Raw genomic sequence first — 17744 nt, 5'->3', positions numbered from 1 at the left:
CTGTCAGGCCTGAGCCTTGTCCATTTCCAGAGCGGTCCGCTTCGACGCTCTGGACTCGGGCAGGGACGCCACGTACACCGTGCGTGACGGGAAGGCAAAACGCACATCCATGTCGGCAAACGCTTCCATGATTTCCAGATTGATCGTCTGCTGCACGTCCATATAAACGTTGTAGCTGGGATCGAGCACGATGTAGACCGTCTCGAACTCCAGCGACGTCTCACCAAAGCTGCGGAAGTGCGAACGGTCGAAACGCGCGTTCTTCAGGCGGCGAATGATCTCTTCGACCTTCTTCGGTACTTCACGCACCTGGTCAACGGAACAATCGTACGTCAGCCTGAAATCGAAGACGATGCGCCGTTCCTGCAACCGCTTGTAGTTCTGAATGGTGCTGCCGATCATGTCGGCATTGGCCATGACGATCTGCTCACCGCCCAGACTGCGAATACGCGTGGTCTTCAGGCCAACGTGCTCGACAGTGCCTGAAAGCGAACCCACGACAATGAAGTCGCCAATCTCGAACGGTTTATCCACCGCGATGGCCAGCGAGGCAAAGACATCGCCGAGAATGTTCTGCACCGCCAGCGCCACGGCGATGCCGCCCACGCCGAGACTGGCCACAAACGCCGTGATGTTGACCCCGACGTTGGACAGCATCGCCATCAGCACCGTGGCCCACAACAGCACCTTTGCACCCCAGAGACTCAACGTCGCCAGCGCACTGCCCTGAAAAGTGCTGGTCGTGCTGTGCCGTGCAAAATAACGATACAGCGCAAGCGCAATCGCCCGATTCGCCCACAGCCCGACCTGCAACGCCGCGACCACGAACCACAGGCTGCTGACACGCCCGAGCCAGCGCTCCGGCAGGTCGAGCATGCCGACGCCGATCAGCAGTGACGCCAGCAATATCAGTGTATTGCTGGTGCCGGATAGCACCTCAACGGCGATATAACTCAACTGCGCGTTGGGCGCGGAGGAGCGCGTGCGGATCTTGCGCAATACAAAACCAATCGCACCGCGAACCAGGACGAAACTCAGCGTCGAAGCGACGATGGCCAAAATCCAGTTCGCCAGTGAAATGCCTAAAAATTCCGATTCGGTGAAAAAAACGATGATGTCATGTTCCATTCGGTCCTCCGGCTGCATTGCTGCGAGACGCCCGACCGAAAAGCCTTTGACACCCGCAGCGACCTGATATGCCCCTTGCCGTAACACGGTTTCAAGCGACGCGTAGAGGATTAGGTGGCATTGGTGCCAAGGCGTTCAGTGCAATTTTCTGTACATTCATCCAACCATCTACATTGGCGGAAAATTTGCAGACAAATAGGCAAACTTGAACTAAGGATCTGCTGAAACCTGCCGATACGCCTCGCTCAGGCGTCCTGTAACGAGCAGCCTAGAGCGCTCACGGCACATAAGCGGGCACTCATCGCACTCATGCACTGAAAGAGTGAACATCACCATTAACTACCCGAATTGTCGAACAAAAGGACAATGCTTCAACTAATCGCAAGACACTAGTTACTGCTTTATATATTCATGAGCTGAATCACTCAGCCTTTCACGCACACCCGGAATGGACTCGATCATGCTTTCGGTATCGACAGCACTTTCCAGCTTTTTGCATACGCATCAGGTGGAGAACGCAACCTTTCACTTCAACCAGCCACCTTCCGCCGAACTGCTCGACTCCGTCAGCCGCTGGTTCGACCAGCCCAAGAGCAAATCCCGCAAGCGCATCAGCGGACCGCTACTGGCCGGCGACACACGGCTGTTTGCCAAATCCCAATTACTCGAAAGCCTGAAATCCCGCTTGCGCGTGACGCTTGGGCGACAGACCGCCGACGGCCGCTATGACTGGGCCGTGGAAGAACTGCACAACACCCTGGCCGCCAGTCAGCGCGGGATACCCTCGCCTTCCATCATCGGCTTTGGCTACATCCGCCGCGGTCTGGGCCTTGTACAGGAAACCCTGCTGCTGACCGAACTGCTGGACGGTTATTGCGACGGCCAGGACTGGCTTGAGCAACATCCGCGACGCGTTCAGTGGTTCGTGGAACATGCACTTGAGCTGCTGCAGCGCAGCAATGCCAAGGGCATCTATCACATGGACTTCTCCGCGCTGAACATCATGCTCGACGAGAACAACGCCGAACCGATGAAAGTCATCGACATGGAAAACTGCTTTGTCGGGCCGACACCCTACTCTGCCGAAACGCTGGCCTTTCAAACGGGCTTTCTCTATCGACGCGGCTTGTACAAGTTCATTACCGAAGCGGACTACGACAGCCTGGTTTATCGAATGACCCAACGTGATGACGTCGAAATGAGCCGCTTCGAAGCGCTTTATGACGTCTGCAAACACGAGAACATAGGCCGCAAGGAACGCCGCCGGATATTTCTTGAGGGTGGGCTGTAGGAAGACAGATGCACTGAGCGTTGGCGTCGATTATCCAGGGAACGGATATCGATGGCTGATGCAACGACATGACTGAACGGAAGATTCAGATCGAGTGCTTGGACAGAGGCTGGGTATGTTGCTGCGTCGAGGACCGACAGAGGTTCGTTAAGGTGGTGCCCCCACCAGCCACACCCCGGCACACAATGTTCCCGCTGTGGCTGCTTCCTTCCGGATCTGACCAGGTTCACGGGTAATCGTTGCGGGGGGACCGATGGGGTCACCATAACGACGCTCACCAGTTGGCGAGCCGCGCCATTGTACCGGTCTGGAGCGACTTTACAACCACTGGTTTGGATAAAAATTTCGATCAGGCTCAAGCACTTGTGTGACGGGGCCGGGACGACGTCCGAGCGCTGGAAGAGAGGCAGAATGATCCTGTACCCTGCCCTTCCAATCATCATCAGCCGACAGGTTGCCCATGCAGACTCGATTGGTCAGCTACGAAGAACTTACGCCGACTCAATGCCAGCAGCTCGAAACGCTTCAGATCGCGCCGGAACAGATCCAGTTCTCGGGCGATATCCACACTGCGCTCAATACCCTGCTGGTCAATCCCAGTGCTGACATCGCAGGCTTCGTGTTTTTGGTTGATGAAGTGCCAAAGGGCTTTTTCATGCTCAAGCGTGGGGATTGCCTGCCGCATTGGGCATTGGAGGACGCGACCGCGACCTTGCACGCGTTGCAGATTGATCGTCGAGAACAGGGCAAAGGGCTGGGCAAGGTGTGTCTGAAGGCGTTGCCAGTGGCGTTGAGCCTGAAGTGGCCGGACATCCAGCAACTGATGCTGTCGGTGGATGCCGACAACGCAGCGGCTATCGGTTTGTATGTCGGGCAGGGCTGGATTGATACCGGCGAAGCCTATCGCGGACGGATAGGCTTTGAGCGACGGCTGGTGTTGAAGCTTTAAAGCTGGCGCACGCTCCGTGGGAGGCGCCACCACGTCTTCGACGTAGCGCTGTCGCGCAGCAAACACGGACCGTAGGAGCGCGCTTGCCCGCGATTGCGTCAGTTCAGTCGCTGAGTTTCTGTCCTTAAGATCCTATCGCGGGCAAGCGCGCTCCTACAAAAATCGCGTTTCTTCAGTAAGTTACAGGTTGTTTGATAAGAGGCGCCACCACGTCTTCGACGTAGCGCTGTCGCACGGCAAACACCGGGCGTCGTGGGAGCGGACTTGTCCGCGAATGCTGCATTTCAGTCGCTGAACCTTCATCGGCCGCACCGCACCTTCGCGGACAAGTCCGCTCCCACAAAATCCAGTTCCTTCAGTGGCTTACAGGTTGTTTGATAAGAGGCGGCTTGCCGGCGATGAACGATGAAGCGGATCACCTGATACACCGCGCCAATGTCATCGCGGGCAAGCGCGCTCCTACGGTCCGCGTTTACTGCGCCTGCAACACCTCGTCCGCCTTGCCACCGGCATCTTGAATCACCAGATGGATGAAGTGCAGTTTGGCGATGACCGCGGGCGGCAGCACGAACGGGTAGAAATCAGGCTGACCCATGCTGCGTGACAGTTCGTTAAGCATACTGGCCAGTTCGATCCAGGCGTTGACGAACGACAGGAATGCCGGGCCGCCAGGGTGTTGTGGGTCGAACAGCGTTTCCAGCGGGAACGGCTGATAATCGAGCTCCATATCGCGGGCGCTCATGCCGAAGCCCAGCGCCGTGTCGACCGCGTCCATCATGTGCAGGTAATGCGCCCAGGTTTCGGCCCAGTCTTCCCAAGGGTGCATGGTGGCGTACGCACTGACGAAGCTTTCCTGCCAAGTGTCAGGCGCGCCGTTCTTGTAGTGGTGATCCAGCGCGTCGGCATAGCTGGCTCGCTCGTCACCAAACAGGTTGCGGTAGCTTTCCTGCCAATAGGTGTTGGCGATCAGCCGGTCCCAGTAGTAGTGGCCGACTTCGTGGCGGAAATGGCCGAGCAAGGTGCGATAGGGTTCATGCATCTGCACGCGCATGGCTTCGCGGTGTGCGTCGTCGGCTTCTTCGATATTCAGCGTGATCAGGCCGTTGGCGTGACCGGTGGTGGGCAGATTGCCTTCCAGATCGACGCCGACAAAGTCGAAGGCCAGACCGGCTTCTTCATCGACTGTCTTGGGAATGACCTGCAGCCCCAGCGAAATCAGCTGCGCTACCAGACGCCGCTTGGCAGTCTCGACCTTGCGCCAGCGCTCGCCGTTTTCCGGTACTGAAAGGTCTGGAATGGTACGGTTCAGGCTGCAGGCAACGCAAAACTCACCCATGTTGTGGGCCGGAAACAACCAGTTGCAGGCCGCGGGCGTGTCGAGGTTGGCACACCGCCGATAAACGCCTGCATCCGGCTCATCGCTCAGACGCCACGTAGTAGGCTCAGCCCCAGGCTCCAGCGCCGCAATACGCCCCTGCTCAGGCAGATAGCCCAGTGCTGCCGAGCACGCCAGGCATTGGGTATTGGGGAAAAACACCGACTGTCCGCACTGGCACTGCCAGACTTTACTGTTGCGTTTGGTCTCACCGACGAAAGGCGCGGTGATACGTGAACTCAATTGCTCGAAAAAACGATACATGGCGATCTCCCGTGGGCCTTGCATGGACTAGATCATGCGGGGGCTTCAGGGGTTCAAAATATTATTCGGGTCAGTGAATAAAGGCGAAAGACGCAGGTTTTCGCGCCCGTATCGATCATTCCCACGCTCCTGCGCTCATCGTTATACACAAGTCGGGAAGACGCGCAAAACGGGGGCCAAAACGAAAGTGACTGACTGAATGCATACCCCGTGGGAGGCGGCTTGCCGGCGATGGCGTCAGTTCAGTCACTGATAGGTCGCTTCAGAAAAAGCATCGCCGGCAAGCCGCCTCCCACACTAGCGATGGGCACGATCATAGAGCCGGCCCCTCAATCCACCGACACACCCAGCTCGGTCAGGCGCGCCAGCAATGCATCCTCATCCAGAACGGTGAGGCCCAGCTCATTGGCCTTGGTCAGCTTCGATCCCGCCCCCGGACCTGCGACGACGGTGTGGGTCTTCGCCGACACTGACCCGGACACCTTGGCGCCCAGGCTTTCGAGCTTTTCCTTGGCGACGTCGCGACTCATGCGCTCCAGCGTACCGGTCAGCACCCAGGTCTGCCCGGCCAGCGGCAAGCCTTCCACGGCTTTTTTCTCGCTGCGCCAGTGCATGCCGAACTCTTTGAGCTGCGCCTCGATGGCACGTGCACGCTCGGCGTTGGCGGTGTCGTCAAAGAAATCGCGCACGGCCTTGGCCTGCTTTTCGGGCAGCGCCTGGCGCATGTCCAGCCAGTCCGCGCCGATGATCGCGTCCAGCGTGCCGAACTTTTCAGCCAGCTTCAGCGCAGCACCCGGCCCTACCGAAGGCACGTGCAGCTTGTCGATCAGGCCATCCAGCGTGGTGCTGGCGGCAAATTCAGCGCCCAGCTCGCCCTGATCCTGCAATTGCAGGCCGCACTCGCCCAGCAGCGCGTCGATCACGTTGCGGTTGTGCTCGTCCTCGAAGAAGCTGTGGATCTCGTAAGCAACTTCCATGCCGATGTCCGGCAGGTAAGTCAGCACCTCCGGCAAGGCCTTTTTGACCCGCTCCAGCGACGCCAGCGAACGACCCAGCACCTTGGCCGTTTCCTCGCCGACATCAGGGATGCCCAGCGCGTAGATGAAGCGCGACAGCGTCGGCTGACGGCTGTCCGCAATTGCCTTGAGCAGTTTTTCACTGGAGATTTTCGCAAAACCCTCCAGATCGATGATCTGTTCGTACTCTAGCTTGTACAGATCGGCCGGCGAGCCGATGAGTTTTTCATCCACCAGTTGCTCGATGGTCTTGTCACCCAGACCTTCGATGTCCATGGCACGACGCGACACGTAATGGATGATCGCCTGCTTGAGCTGCGCGCCGCAGGCCAGACGACCGACGCAGCGGTAAACCGCGCCTTCGCTGACGGTTTCCTTGCCCTTGCTGCGCTTGACCAGCTGGGTGCGTTCGACATGCGAGCCACACACCGGGCAGGTCTGCGGGACCTCCACAGGCTTGGCATTATCGGGACGGCGCTCCATGACCACCTGCACGACTTGCGGGATGACATCACCGGCCCGGCGAATGATCACCGTGTCGCCGATCATCAGACCCAGGCGCGCCACTTCGTCCATGTTGTGCAGCGTCGCATTGGCAACCGTCACACCGGCGACCTTGACCGGCTTGAGACGCGCGACCGGCGTCACTGCGCCAGTGCGTCCCACCTGGAATTCAACGTCCAGCAGTTCGGTCAGCTCTTCCATGGCCGGGAATTTGTGGGCAATCGCCCAGCGCGGTTCGCGGGCGCGGAAACCCAGTTCACGCTGATCGGCGAGCTTGTTGACCTTGAACACCACGCCGTCGATCTCGTAGCTCAGCGACAGGCGTCGCTCGCCGATGTCGTGGTAGTAGGCCAGACACTCTTCGATGCCGTTGGCGAGCTTGAGCTCGCGACTGACCGGCACACCCCATTCCTTGAGCTGGTTGAGTACGCCGACATGGGTGTCGGCCACTTCGGCGGAGATCTGCCCCAGGCCGTAACCACAGAATTCCAGCGGTCGGTTGGCGGTAATCTTTGAGTCCAGCTGACGCAAACTGCCTGCTGCGGCATTGCGCGGATTGGCGAAGGTCTTGCCGCCGATTTCCAGCTGGCTGGCATTGAGCCGTTCGAAACCGGCCTTGGACATGAACACTTCGCCCCGCACTTCCAGCACTTCAGGCCAGCCGGTGCCATGCAGCTTGAGCGGGATATTGCGCACGGTGCGCACGTTGACGCTGATATCTTCGCCGGTTGCCCCGTCGCCCCGCGTCGCGCCACGGACCAGCGCACCGTCGCGGTACAGCAGACTCACCGCCAGACCGTCGAGCTTGGGTTCGCAGCTGTACTGAACCTTGCGGCTACCTTCGGGCAGGTCCAGGCCTTCGGTCACCCGACGGTCGAACTCGTGCATGTCGTTTTCTTCGAACGCATTGCCCAGGCTGAGCATGGGCATTTCATGACGCACCTGGGTAAACGCCGACAGGGCCGCGCTGCCGACCCGCTGCGTGGGCGAATCAGGCGTGACAAGATGCGGGTTCTCGGCTTCCAGCGCTTTCAGCTCGTGGAACAGGCGGTCGTACTCGACATCAGGAATGCTGGGTTCATCCAGAACGTGGTAGCGATAGTTGTGCTGATCCAGCTCTGCGCGCAGTTCCAGGATTCGGGTTTCGACGGCCTTCATACGGTGTTCTCTCAAAAAGCAAAAGAGCAGCCTGGGCTGCTCGATCGGGTGGTTCTGTAGTACCGGTCTGCAGCCCTTGCCGAACGCAGAGAATGCGGTTCAACGAGGGCTGGCACAGCAGACTCAGCCGCGACGCTGAGTCAGGGCGCGGCGTTCGAATTCGACGATGCGCTGGCGGTAGTGCTCGATGGTCTGCGCGGTCATTACGCTGCGCTGATCATCTTTCAGCTCGCCGTCCAGCTCATGAGCCAGCTTGCGTGCTGCCGCGACCATGACGTCGAACGCCTGCTTCGGATGACGAGGACCCGGCAGACCCAGGAAGAAGCTCACCGCACGAGTGCTGAAATGGTCGATGTCGTCCAGATCGAAAACGCCCGGCTTGACCGCATTGGCCATGGAGAACAGCACTTCGCCGTTGCCCGCCATGCTTTCGTGACGATGGAAGATGTCCATCTCGCCGAAACGCAGGCCGCTTTCCAGAATGTTCTGCAACAAGGCCGGACCCTTGAAGCCGCTTTCGCTGCGCGAGATTACGCTGATGACCAGCACTTCCTCGACTGGAGGCAGGTCCTTTTCCTCAGTGATGATCTGGGTTGGCTTGTCGTCCGGGAAGTCGTCGTCACGGCCGGTAAACAGGCTCGGACCGCCCATGTCCAGATTCAGGTCGCCCTGTTGTGGCTCGCCCTTGCGTTTCTTGTCGCTGTTGCTGCGCTTGCTCTCGCGAGCGTTCTCACGAACGTTGTCTCGCGGGCTCGCACTCATCGACGGCAGATCGTGCTCGTCCAGTTGCGGCTCTTTATGCGTATCCAGCACACGGGGCGGCCCCAGCACTTCGGCCGAGCTCGGTTCCTCGTCGTCCGGAAGGTTTGAAAAGCTCCGGTCCAGCCTGAATTTCAGTTTTCCCTTGCCGCCGCGCATACGGCGCCAGCCATCGAAGAGAATACCGGCGATGACAATTATGCCGATGACGATCAGCCACTCGCGCAGACCGATTTCCATGTAATCCAGTGCCTCTAATGAAGAATTCTGAAAATAAGGGCCTAAACCCCTTTAATACGTGGTGCCAAGTCTATGTTCTGACTGGCATTTTGCCCACGGAAAAATAAAAAGTAGCCGCTAAACTAGCACGACCAAAGGTAACTTTACACCGTCTGTTACACCTCTTTGGTGCGCAAATTGATATCTACCGCACGACCGTCACACTTTCAGGCATCCACAAGCCGTTTTCCCCGGAAAAACACAGGTCCCGACCTAGGCATCCACCAGCGCCATGGCCTCTTCCACATCCACCGCAACCAGCCGCGAACAGCCCGGTTCATGCATGGTGACGCCCATCAGTTGATCAGCCATTTCCATGGCGATCTTGTTGTGGGTGATATAGATGAATTGTACGGTTTGTGACATTTCCTTCACGAGCCGGGCATATCGACCGACGTTGGCATCGTCCAGTGGTGCATCGACCTCGTCGAGCATGCAGAACGGTGCGGGATTGAGTTTGAAAATGGCAAAAACCAATGCCAGTGCAGTCAGTGCCTTTTCCCCGCCGGACAGCAAATGAATGGTGCTGTTCTTCTTGCCGGGGGGACGCGCCATGATTGTCACCCCTGTATCGAGTAAATCTTCGCCCGTCAGTTCCAAATAAGCGGAGCCGCCACCGAAAACTTTTGGGAAAAGTGCCTGAATTCCGCTATTTATCTGATCGAAGGTCTCCTTGAAGCGATTTCGAGTCTCCTTGTCGATCTTGCGGATCACGTTCTCCAGCGTCTCCAGCGCTTCCACCAGATCGGCGTCCTGGGCATCCAGATAGCGCTTGCGCTCGGACTGCTGCTGGTACTCGTCGATGGCCGCCAGGTTGATCGCGCCGAGGCGCTGAATACGGCCGGCAAGACTTTCCAGTTGCAGCTCGGCGGCCTGTTCGCTGGCTTCCGGAGTCAGCGTGGCGAGGACGCCGTGCAGGTCGTAGCCGTCTTCATGCAACTGGTCCTGCAAGGCCTTGCGGCGTACTGTCAGGGCCTGCCATTCCAGACGCTGCTGCTCAAGTTGACCGCGCAGCAACTGCGATTGCTGTTCAGCCTGGGTGCGGCGCTTCTCGGCGTCACGCAGTTCGCGGTCAGCGTCTTCCAGCGCGTTCTTGGCGATGCGCATCTCGTCATCGACCACCATGCGCCGCTCAAGCAGCTCTTCCAGTTTGAGCCGCAGTTCTTCCAGCGGCGCCTCACCCTCTTCCAGGTTGAGGCTCAATTGTTCACGCTTTTCCGTCAGGCGCTCGGACTGCATCTGCAAACGTTCCAGCGCCTGACGTGTCGAGTCATGTTGCGCCTTGAGTGACCCCAGACGCACGGCCAGTTTATGGCTGCGGTCCTTGTGCAGGCGGGCTTCCTGACGCACACGGTCAAGCCGCTCGCGAAGGCTGTCACGCTGCGCCTGCAGCACTTCGCGCTGTTCGGTATCCAGCGCCATGGCGTCGAGCGCGTCCTGCAACTCCAGACGTGACTCACCCAGATGTTCATGTTCAAGCGCGCGTTGCTCGCCCAGCTCGGCCAGCTCTTCATCCAGACGGGTACGACGCAGGGTCAGCTGCTCGACCTTGGCCCTGGCCGCCGACAGCCGCGCCTTGAGTTCGCTCTGCTGGCGCGTCTCGTCCTGCACGCGACGGCGCAGCTGCTCTCTTGATTCTTCCTGTTGCGATTGCTGCTCGCGCAGGCTCAACAGCTGTTCTTCCAGCGCGGCCAGCGTCGCTTCGCGCTCGTCACGTTCCAGAACGAGCTGCTGCAATTCCTGACCTCGGGCCAGCACACCGCTCTGCGCTTCGCTGGCACGTCGCACCCGCAGGAAGTGACGGCCAACCCAGTAGCCGTCCCGACTGATCAGGCTCTGCCCCGCCGCCAGTTGACCACGCCGGGCGAGCGCCTCATCCAGGTCGTTGACCGGGATCACCTGCCCCAGCCAGGCCGACAGGTCGATATCGCTTTCCACCTTGTCGAGCAGACTGCCTGCGACGCGTTGAGTATCGGCTCCAGCGCTCAGCAGGCGCAGATCGCCCTGCTGGAAGTTCGCCACGTCCAGACCGTCGAAATCATCGACCAGTACCGCTTGCAGATCAGCGCCAAGCACCGTCTCGACCGCCACTTCCCAACCGGCATCCACCTTGAGGCTTTCCGCCAGACGCGGGCGATGATCCAGGTGCTGATCGCGCAGCCATTCGGCGGTACCGGTGTCAGGGTCGAGGGCGGCCTGTTGCAGGGCTTCCAGCGAAGCCAGTCGGCCATTGAGGCGCTGCAACTCGCCTTGGGCCTGCTGCTGGTCCTGATTGGCGCGCTGCAAGGCTTCGCGCAATTGTTCAAGACGCTCGACTGCCTGCTCTTCGCCCATGTGCAGTTCTTCGAGGGTCATGTCACGGGTGGCGAGATCTTCGCTCAGTTCCAGAATCGCCGCGTCTTCAGGGTCGGCAGCCAGCAACTGACGCTCTTCGCCCAGACGCCGCTGGCGCTCGGCCAGCCGCTCCATGCTCTGTTCCAACTGCTGGATGCGCGATTGCTGAACCTGAGCCTGACGCTGCGGCTCGGCGGACTGCTGATTGAAGACGTCCCACTTTTCCTGCCAGCCGTGCATGGCGGCTTCGGCGTCTTCCAGGGCGATGGCCGATTCTTCGGCGGCCGCGCTGGTCATCTCCTGCTCGGGCTCGAGCATCTCCAGCTCTTCGCTGAGCGTAGCCAGCAGCGTGGTGTCGTGCCCCAGGTGCGATTCGGTTTCCTGGCGGGCGCGCTCGGCTTCGCGCAAGTCGTCCTGCAGCTGACGCAAACGCTGCTGGCCGTGCTGAATGCTTTGCTCGACGCGGGCGATGTCGCCGCCCACCGAATAGAAGCGCCCCTGCACCAGATTGAAGCGTTCGGAGAGGTCGTGATGGCCGTCACGCAATCGTTCGATGCTGGCATCGGCACTGCGCTGATCAGCGACCAGTGCTTCAAAGCCGACTTCCTGACCACCGATCACGGCTTCGCGCTGACCGACCTGTTCGTTCAACGCCTGCCAGCGCAACGCCGACAACTGCGCCTTGAGTTGGCGTTCTTCGGTCTTGTATTCCTGATACTTCTCGGCCGCCTGAGCCTGCCGATGCAAACGCTCGAGCTGGCGTTCCAGCTCTTCACGCAGGTCGGTCAGGCGCGCCAGGTTCTCGTGAGTGCGGCGGATGCGGTTCTCGGTTTCACGGCGGCGTTCCTTGTACTTGGAAATGCCCGCTGCTTCCTCGATGAAATTGCGCAGATCCTCGGGCTTGGCTTCAATAAGCTTGGAGATCATGCCCTGCTCGATGATCGAGTAGCTGCGCGGTCCCAGGCCAGTCCCGAGGAAGATGTCGGTGATGTCACGACGACGGCATTTGGTGCCGTTGAGGTAATAGCTGTTCTGGCTGTCGCGGGTCACTTTGCGGCGAATGGAAATTTCCGCATAGGCAGCGTATTCGCCCACCAGCGTGCCGTCGGAGTTGTCGAACACCAGCTCGATGCTGGCCTGACTGACCGGCTTGCGACTGGTCGAACCGTTGAAAATAACGTCAGTCATCGACTCGCCGCGCAGGTTCTTGGCCGAGCTTTCGCCCATGACCCAGCGCACGGCGTCGATGATGTTGGATTTTCCGCAACCGTTGGGGCCGACAACGGCTGCCATGTTGCTGGGGAAGTTCACCGTGGTGGGGTCGACGAAGGATTTGAACCCCGCCAGCTTGATGCACTTCAGACGCATGGGGTCAGCCTGCCGTCAGTGCAGCGAGCACCAGCTGACAACTGCGCTGGCCATAGTTGATGAGCACAACACGGATCTGCGCCAGATCGCGCGCAACGACGGCTTCAAGCAATTGCCCGAACAGTTCGAGGTAATCGCTCATCTCCGCCTTGCGCTGCTCAAGGGCCAGGAAATAGCTGCGACTCATGGACGGCTGCAGATTCTCGATGGTTTCCTCCAGATACGGATTGTTGGCAAATGGATACGCCGCACGCATGACATTGAAGCTTTCCTCGACGAACGCCTTCACGTCCTGACTCTCCAGACTGGCCCGCAGACGCTGTTGAATGGCCACAAACGGAGCAAGGTCGGCCTCCGTCTTCCAGTGCTCGGCCACGGCATTGGCCTGCAGAATGTACAGCTCACTCATCAGCGTGCACAGGCTGGTGACATTGTGGGCATTGAGCACCGTAACCTGCGCACCACGACGCGGCAGGATTGCCACCAGATGGCGGCGCTCCAGAATCAGCAATGCTTCGCGCACGGAACCACGGCTGACGTTCAACGCCTGCGTGACCTTTTGCTCCTGAATCCGCTCTCCAGGCTTGAGTTCACCGCGGATGATCCGTTCTGCAAGGTGATGGGCTATCTGCTCAGCGAGGCTGTCCGGTGCCTTGAACGTCATGAGTATCCTTCAAAAACCAGTTCTTCGTACAAGAGGCGGAGTGTATCGCAACCCAAGGGCATGGCGCAGGGCCACAATCCTCGAATCTGGCACGAAACACGCAAAACCTCGACCATTGCCTGACAGGCGATTCAACAGGTGTGACGTCTTTGATCGGCAGAGGTGCCGAAAACCTGATTTCCTGACCCGAAAGTCAGAAACAAATTGACCCAATAAACAAAGCTGATAGATTCATCGACATGTCCGATGGAAGCCAATTGAGGGCATTACGCCGTGATTCAGTTCCTTTTGAACCAAGAGCTAAAGACCGAGCGAACCCTCGATCCGAACATGACGGTGCTGACCTACCTGCGCGAGCAGGCACACAAGCCCGGCACCAAGGAAGGGTGCGCCAGCGGTGACTGCGGCGCCTGCACCGTTGTGGTGGGCGAGCTGCAAACCGACGCAACGGGCGAGCAACAACTGCGCTATCGCAGCCTGAATTCATGCCTGACGTTCGTGGCTTCGCTGCACGGCAAGCAGTTGATCAGCGTCGAGGACCTCAAACACCAGGGCCGCCTGCACAGCGTGCAGCAGGCCATGGTCGAATGCCATGGCTCGCAATGCGGCTTCTGTACGCCGGGTTTCGTGATGTCGCTGTTTGCCCTGCAGAAGAACAGCGAACAGGCCGATGCGCATCAGGCCCACGAAGCACTGGCCGGCAATCTGTGTCGTTGCACGGGTTATCGCCCGATTCTGGCCGCTGCCGAACAGGCGTGCGGGCAGCGTGAGCCCGATCAGTTCGACCAGCGTCAGGCGCAGACCATCGAGCGCCTGCGCGCCATCACCCCGCAGCAGACCGGCGAACTGAACGACGGCGAAAAACGCTGCCTGATCCCGCTGACGGTGGCCGACCTCGCCGACCTGTACGATGCCCACCCTCAGGCTCGTCTGCTGGCGGGCGGCACCGACCTGGCACTGGAAGTTACCCAGTTTCACAAGCCACTGCCGGTGATGATCTACGTGGGACACATCGAGGCGATGAAGCGCGTCGAGCGTTTCGAAGATCGCCTGGAAATCGGTGCCGCCACGCCGCTGACCGATTGTTATGCCGCGCTGGAAGCCGAGTACCCCGACTTCGGCGAACTGTTACAGCGCTTCGCGTCGTTGCAGATTCGCAATCAGGGCACGCTGGGGGGCAATATCGGCAACGCCTCACCCATCGGCGACGCCCCGCCACTGCTGATCGCCCTTGGCGCGCAGATCGTGCTGCGCAAAGGCGACACCCAGCGCACGCTGGCGCTGGAAGATTACTTCATCGATTACAAGGTCACGGCGCGCCAGGAAAGCGAGCTCATCGAAAAAATCATCGTGCCGACTGCCAATGCCCGTCAGGTGTTCAAGGCCTATAAAGTCTCCAAACGACTGGACGACGATATCTCCGCCGTCTGCGCCGCATTTCGCCTGCAGATCAGCGACGGTGTCATCGAAGAAGCGCGTGTTGCATTCGGCGGCATGGCTGCGATTCCGAAACGTGCATCAGCCTGCGAGCAGGCATTGATGGGTCAGCGCTGGAACAGCGAGACCGTCGAGCACGCCTGCGCCGCGCTGGGTAACGATTTCACGCCGCTGTCGGACTTTCGCGCCAGCAAGGAATACCGTCTGCTGAGCGCCCGCAACCTGCTGCGCAAATGCTTCGTCGAGCTGCAGACGCCCCATATACCGACGCGGGTGACTCACTATGTCTGATCACGCCCCGCAAAAGACTCAGGCCGAAATGGCCGATCTCTTTCAACAGGGAATCACCACCGGCGCAGGGCGCAGTGTCAAACACGACAGCGCCGACAAACATGCGTCCGGCGAGGCCGTTTACATCGACGATCGGCTGGAATTTCCCAATCAGTTGCACGTGTATGCGCGGCTTTCGGATCGGGCTCATGCACGCATCATCAGCATCGACACCGCGCCGTGTCATGCCATCGAAGGTGTGCGGATCGTCATCACTCATGAGGACATCCCCGGCCTGAAAGACATCGGTCCGCTGTTGCCTGGCGATCCGCTGCTGGCCATCGACAAGGTCGAGTTCGTCGGTCAGCCGGTGCTGGCCGTGGCTGCACGTGATCTGGACACCGCCCGCAAGGCCGCGATGGCCGCCGTGATCGAGTACGAAGACCTGGAACCGGTACTGGATGTGGTGCAGGCCCTGCGCCAGAAGCATTTCGTGCTCGACAGTCACACCCACAAGCGCGGCGACTCGGCGACCGCCCTGCAAGGTGCAACCCATCGCTTGCAAGGCAACCTGCACATCGGTGGGCAGGAGCATTTCTATCTGGAGACGCAGATCGCCTCGGTGATGCCCACCGAAGATGGCGGCATGATCGTCTACAGCTCGACTCAGAACCCTACCGAAATCCAGAAACTGGTCGCCGAAGTGCTGGACGTTCCGATGAACCGGATCGTGGTCGACATGCGGCGTATGGGCGGCGGCTTTGGCGGCAAGGAAACCCAGGCGGCCAGCCCAGCGTGCCTGTGCGCTGTCGTGGCGCGCCTCACCGGCCAGCCGACCAAGATGCGCCTGCAACGTGTCGAAGACATGATCATGACCGGCAAGCGCCACCCGTTCTACATCGAGTACGACGTGGGTTTCGATGACAACGGCCGCCTGCAGGGCATCGAGCTTGATCTGGCCGGCAACTGCGGTTATTCGCCTGACTTGTCGGCCTCCATTGTCGACCGCGCCATGTTTCACGCCGACAACGCCTATTACTTGGGCGAAGCGACGATCAACGGCCATCGCTGCAAGACCCACACGGCGTCCAACACCGCCTACCGCGGCTTCGGTGGCCCGCAAGGCATGGTCGCCATCGAAGAGGTCATGGATTGCATCGCCCGCTACTTGGGCAAGGACCCGCTGGCGGTGCGCAAGGCCAACTATTACGGCAAGACCGAGCGCAACGTCACCCACTATTACCAGACGGTCGAGCACAACCTGCTGGAAGAAATGACGACCGATCTTGAGCAGAGTTGCGAGTACGCCGAGCGCCGTGAAGCGATTCGCGCGTTCAACGCCAGCAGCCCGATTCTGAAGAAAGGCCTGGCGCTGACCCCGGTCAAGTTCGGCATTTCGTTTACCGCCAGCTTTCTCAATCAGGCAGGTGCGCTGATCCATATCTACACCGACGGCAGCATTCACCTGAACCACGGCGGGACCGAGATGGGCCAGGGCCTCAACGTCAAGGTCGCGCAGGTGGTGGCCGAGGTGTTTCAGATCGATATCGAGCGCATCCAGATCACCGCCACCAATACCGACAAGGTGCCCAACACCTCGCCTACCGCTGCTTCCAGTGGCACCGACCTCAACGGCAAGGCCGCGCAGAACGCAGCCGAAATCCTCAGGCAGCGACTGGTCGAGTTTGCCGCGAAGCATTTCAAGATCGAGGAAAGCCAGGTCGAGTTTCGCAATGGCCATGTGCGGGCTGGCGAGACGCTGCTGTCGTTCGCAGAGCTGGCTCAATTGGCGTGGATGGGTCAGGTTTCGCTGTCCAGCACCGGCTATTACAAGACACCGAAGATTTTCTATGATCGCAGCCAGGCGCGGGGGCGGCCGTTCTACTACTTCGCCTTTGGTGCTGCTTGCGCGGAAGTGATCGTCGACACGCTGACCGGCGAATACAAGATGCTGCGCACCGACATCCTGCATGACGTCGGCGCCTCGCTGAACCCGGCCATCGACATCGGTCAGGTCGAAGGCGGCTACATTCAGGGCGCGGGCTGGCTGACCACCGAAGAGCTGGTGTGGAACGCCAAGGGCAAACTGGTGACCACAGGACCCGCCTCGTACAAGATTCCCGCCGTGGCCGACATGCCACTGGACCTGCGGGTCAAACTGGTGGAAAACCGCAAGAACCCTGAAGACACGGTATTTCACTCCAAGGCCGTGGGCGAACCGCCGTTCATGCTGGGCATTGCCGCGTGGTGCGCGATCAAGGACGCTGTGGCCAGCCTGGGCGACTACCGCCACCAACCCCGCATCGACGCGCCTGCGACGCCGGAGAAGGTGCTGTGGGGTTGCGAACAGATGCGCGAACAGGGGAAAACCGCATGCCTGTGATCCCTACTGATCGTTCCTCACGCTCCGCGTGGGAATACCTCTCAGGACGCTCCGCGTCCCGACGTACACGCCGAAACACCTGCGTGAACCGACCCAGTGGGACGCAGAGCGTCCCGGGCTGCATGCCCACGCGGAGCGTGGGCACGATCATCAATCACCACACCGATCGTTCCTCACGCTCCGCGTGGGAATGCCTCACAAGACGCTCCGCGTCCCGGCGGACACACAGAACCCTCTGCGCAAACCGACCCAATGGGGCGCAGAGCGTCCCGGGCTGCATGCCCATGCAGAGCGTGGGCACGATCATCAATCACCACACCGATCGTTCCTCACGCTCCGCGTGGGAATGCCTCACAAGACGCTCCGCGTCCCGGCGGACACACAGAACCCTCGGCGCAAACCGACCCAATGGGACGCAGAGCGTCCCGGGCTGCATGCCCATGCAGAGCGTGGGCACGATCATCAATCACCACACCGATCGTTCCTCACGCTCCGCGTGGGAATGCCTCACAAGACGCTCCGCGTCCCGGCGGACACACAGAACCCTCGGCGCAAACCGACCCAA

General features: G+C 59.9%; 10 protein-coding genes and 1 other RNA gene. 4 read left to right on the top strand and 7 right to left on the bottom strand.

Annotated features, from left to right (window positions below):
* Positions 1–3: 3 nt before the first annotated feature.
* On the bottom strand, positions 4–1128 hold the full coding sequence (locus AC0IXS_RS24165) for a mechanosensitive ion channel family protein (RefSeq protein ID WP_057408408.1): 1125 nt from the start codon (positions 1126–1128) through the stop codon (positions 4–6).
* Between the two features lie 460 nt (positions 1129–1588).
* Between AC0IXS_RS24165 and AC0IXS_RS24160 the strand changes: the two genes are divergently transcribed.
* The gene (locus AC0IXS_RS24160) at positions 1589–2419 is read left to right on the top strand and encodes a lipopolysaccharide kinase InaA family protein (RefSeq protein ID WP_057408426.1); all 831 of its coding nucleotides are present in this window, start codon (positions 1589–1591) and stop codon (positions 2417–2419) included.
* Positions 2420–2578: 159 nt separating this feature from the next.
* Here the strand turns inward: AC0IXS_RS24160 and ffs are convergent.
* An RNA gene (gene ffs / locus AC0IXS_RS24155) (signal recognition particle sRNA small type) lies at positions 2579–2675 on the bottom strand.
* 204 nt (positions 2676–2879) lie between these two features.
* On the opposite strand from ffs, the gene AC0IXS_RS24150 reads away from it, so the two are divergent.
* A complete protein-coding gene (locus AC0IXS_RS24150) occupies positions 2880–3368 on the top strand; it encodes a GNAT family N-acetyltransferase (RefSeq protein ID WP_057408409.1) in 489 nt (162 codons plus the stop codon).
* 472 nt (positions 3369–3840) lie between these two features.
* Here AC0IXS_RS24150 and AC0IXS_RS24145 read toward each other — a convergent pair whose 3' ends face one another.
* The 5 genes from AC0IXS_RS24145 to AC0IXS_RS24125 all read right to left on the bottom strand — a co-directional run bounded on the left by AC0IXS_RS24145 (position 3841) and on the right by AC0IXS_RS24125 (position 13089).
* A complete protein-coding gene (locus tag AC0IXS_RS24145) occupies positions 3841–5007 on the bottom strand; it encodes a zinc-binding metallopeptidase family protein (RefSeq protein ID WP_057410990.1) in 1167 nt (388 codons plus the stop codon).
* A 329-nt stretch (positions 5008–5336) separates the two neighbouring features.
* Positions 5337–7685 carry an NAD-dependent DNA ligase LigA gene (gene ligA, locus AC0IXS_RS24140; RefSeq protein ID WP_122413061.1) on the bottom strand — a complete coding sequence of 783 codons (2349 nt, stop codon included), beginning with the start codon at positions 7683–7685 and terminating at the stop codon, positions 5337–5339.
* Positions 7686–7808: 123 nt separating this feature from the next.
* The gene (gene zipA / locus AC0IXS_RS24135) at positions 7809–8684 is read right to left on the bottom strand and encodes a cell division protein ZipA (RefSeq protein ID WP_057410988.1); all 876 of its coding nucleotides are present in this window, start codon (positions 8682–8684) and stop codon (positions 7809–7811) included.
* A 252-nt stretch (positions 8685–8936) separates the two neighbouring features.
* A complete protein-coding gene (smc, locus tag AC0IXS_RS24130; RefSeq protein WP_471825884.1) occupies positions 8937–12425 on the bottom strand; it encodes a chromosome segregation protein SMC in 3489 nt (1162 codons plus the stop codon).
* 4 nt (positions 12426–12429) lie between these two features.
* Positions 12430–13089 (bottom strand): GntR family transcriptional regulator, encoded by a 660-nt coding sequence (locus AC0IXS_RS24125; RefSeq protein ID WP_122667858.1) that lies wholly within the window; start codon positions 13087–13089, stop codon positions 12430–12432.
* Positions 13090–13362: 273 nt separating this feature from the next.
* Between AC0IXS_RS24125 and xdhA the strand changes: the two genes are divergently transcribed.
* Together xdhA and xdhB are read left to right on the top strand one after the other, a co-directional pair.
* Positions 13363–14817, top strand: coding sequence for a xanthine dehydrogenase small subunit (gene xdhA, locus AC0IXS_RS24120; RefSeq protein WP_122667859.1), 1455 nt, complete (start codon positions 13363–13365; stop codon positions 14815–14817).
* Complete coding sequence (gene xdhB, locus AC0IXS_RS24115) at positions 14810–17179, top strand: xanthine dehydrogenase molybdopterin binding subunit (RefSeq protein ID WP_122667860.1); 2370 nt, start codon at positions 14810–14812, stop codon at positions 17177–17179. The genes xdhA and xdhB overlap by 8 nt, the downstream gene beginning before the upstream one ends.
* The last annotated feature ends 565 nt before the right edge of the window (positions 17180–17744 follow it).

Source organism: Pseudomonas sp. AC016, from assembly GCF_979253365.1.
Note: the sequence above shows the minus strand (reverse complement) of the source record. Positions and strands in the feature narration are given on the sequence as shown.

Coding starts and splice junctions, on each gene's coding strand:
- AC0IXS_RS24160 (WP_057408426.1), top strand. CDS start 1,589: ATGCTTTCGGTATCGACAGCACTTTCCAGCTTTTTGCATACGCATCAG.
- AC0IXS_RS24145 (WP_057410990.1), bottom strand. CDS start 5,007: ATGTATCGTTTTTTCGAGCAATTGAGTTCACGTATCACCGCGCCTTTC.
- AC0IXS_RS24165 (WP_057408408.1), bottom strand. CDS start 1,128: ATGGAACATGACATCATCGTTTTTTTCACCGAATCGGAATTTTTAGGC.
- zipA (WP_057410988.1), bottom strand. CDS start 8,684: ATGGAAATCGGTCTGCGCGAGTGGCTGATCGTCATCGGCATAATTGTC.
- xdhB (WP_122667860.1), top strand. CDS start 14,810: ATGTCTGATCACGCCCCGCAAAAGACTCAGGCCGAAATGGCCGATCTC.
- AC0IXS_RS24150 (WP_057408409.1), top strand. CDS start 2,880: ATGCAGACTCGATTGGTCAGCTACGAAGAACTTACGCCGACTCAATGC.
- smc (WP_471825884.1), bottom strand. CDS start 12,425: ATGCGTCTGAAGTGCATCAAGCTGGCGGGGTTCAAATCCTTCGTCGAC.
- ligA (WP_122413061.1), bottom strand. CDS start 7,685: ATGAAGGCCGTCGAAACCCGAATCCTGGAACTGCGCGCAGAGCTGGAT.
- AC0IXS_RS24125 (WP_122667858.1), bottom strand. CDS start 13,089: ATGACGTTCAAGGCACCGGACAGCCTCGCTGAGCAGATAGCCCATCAC.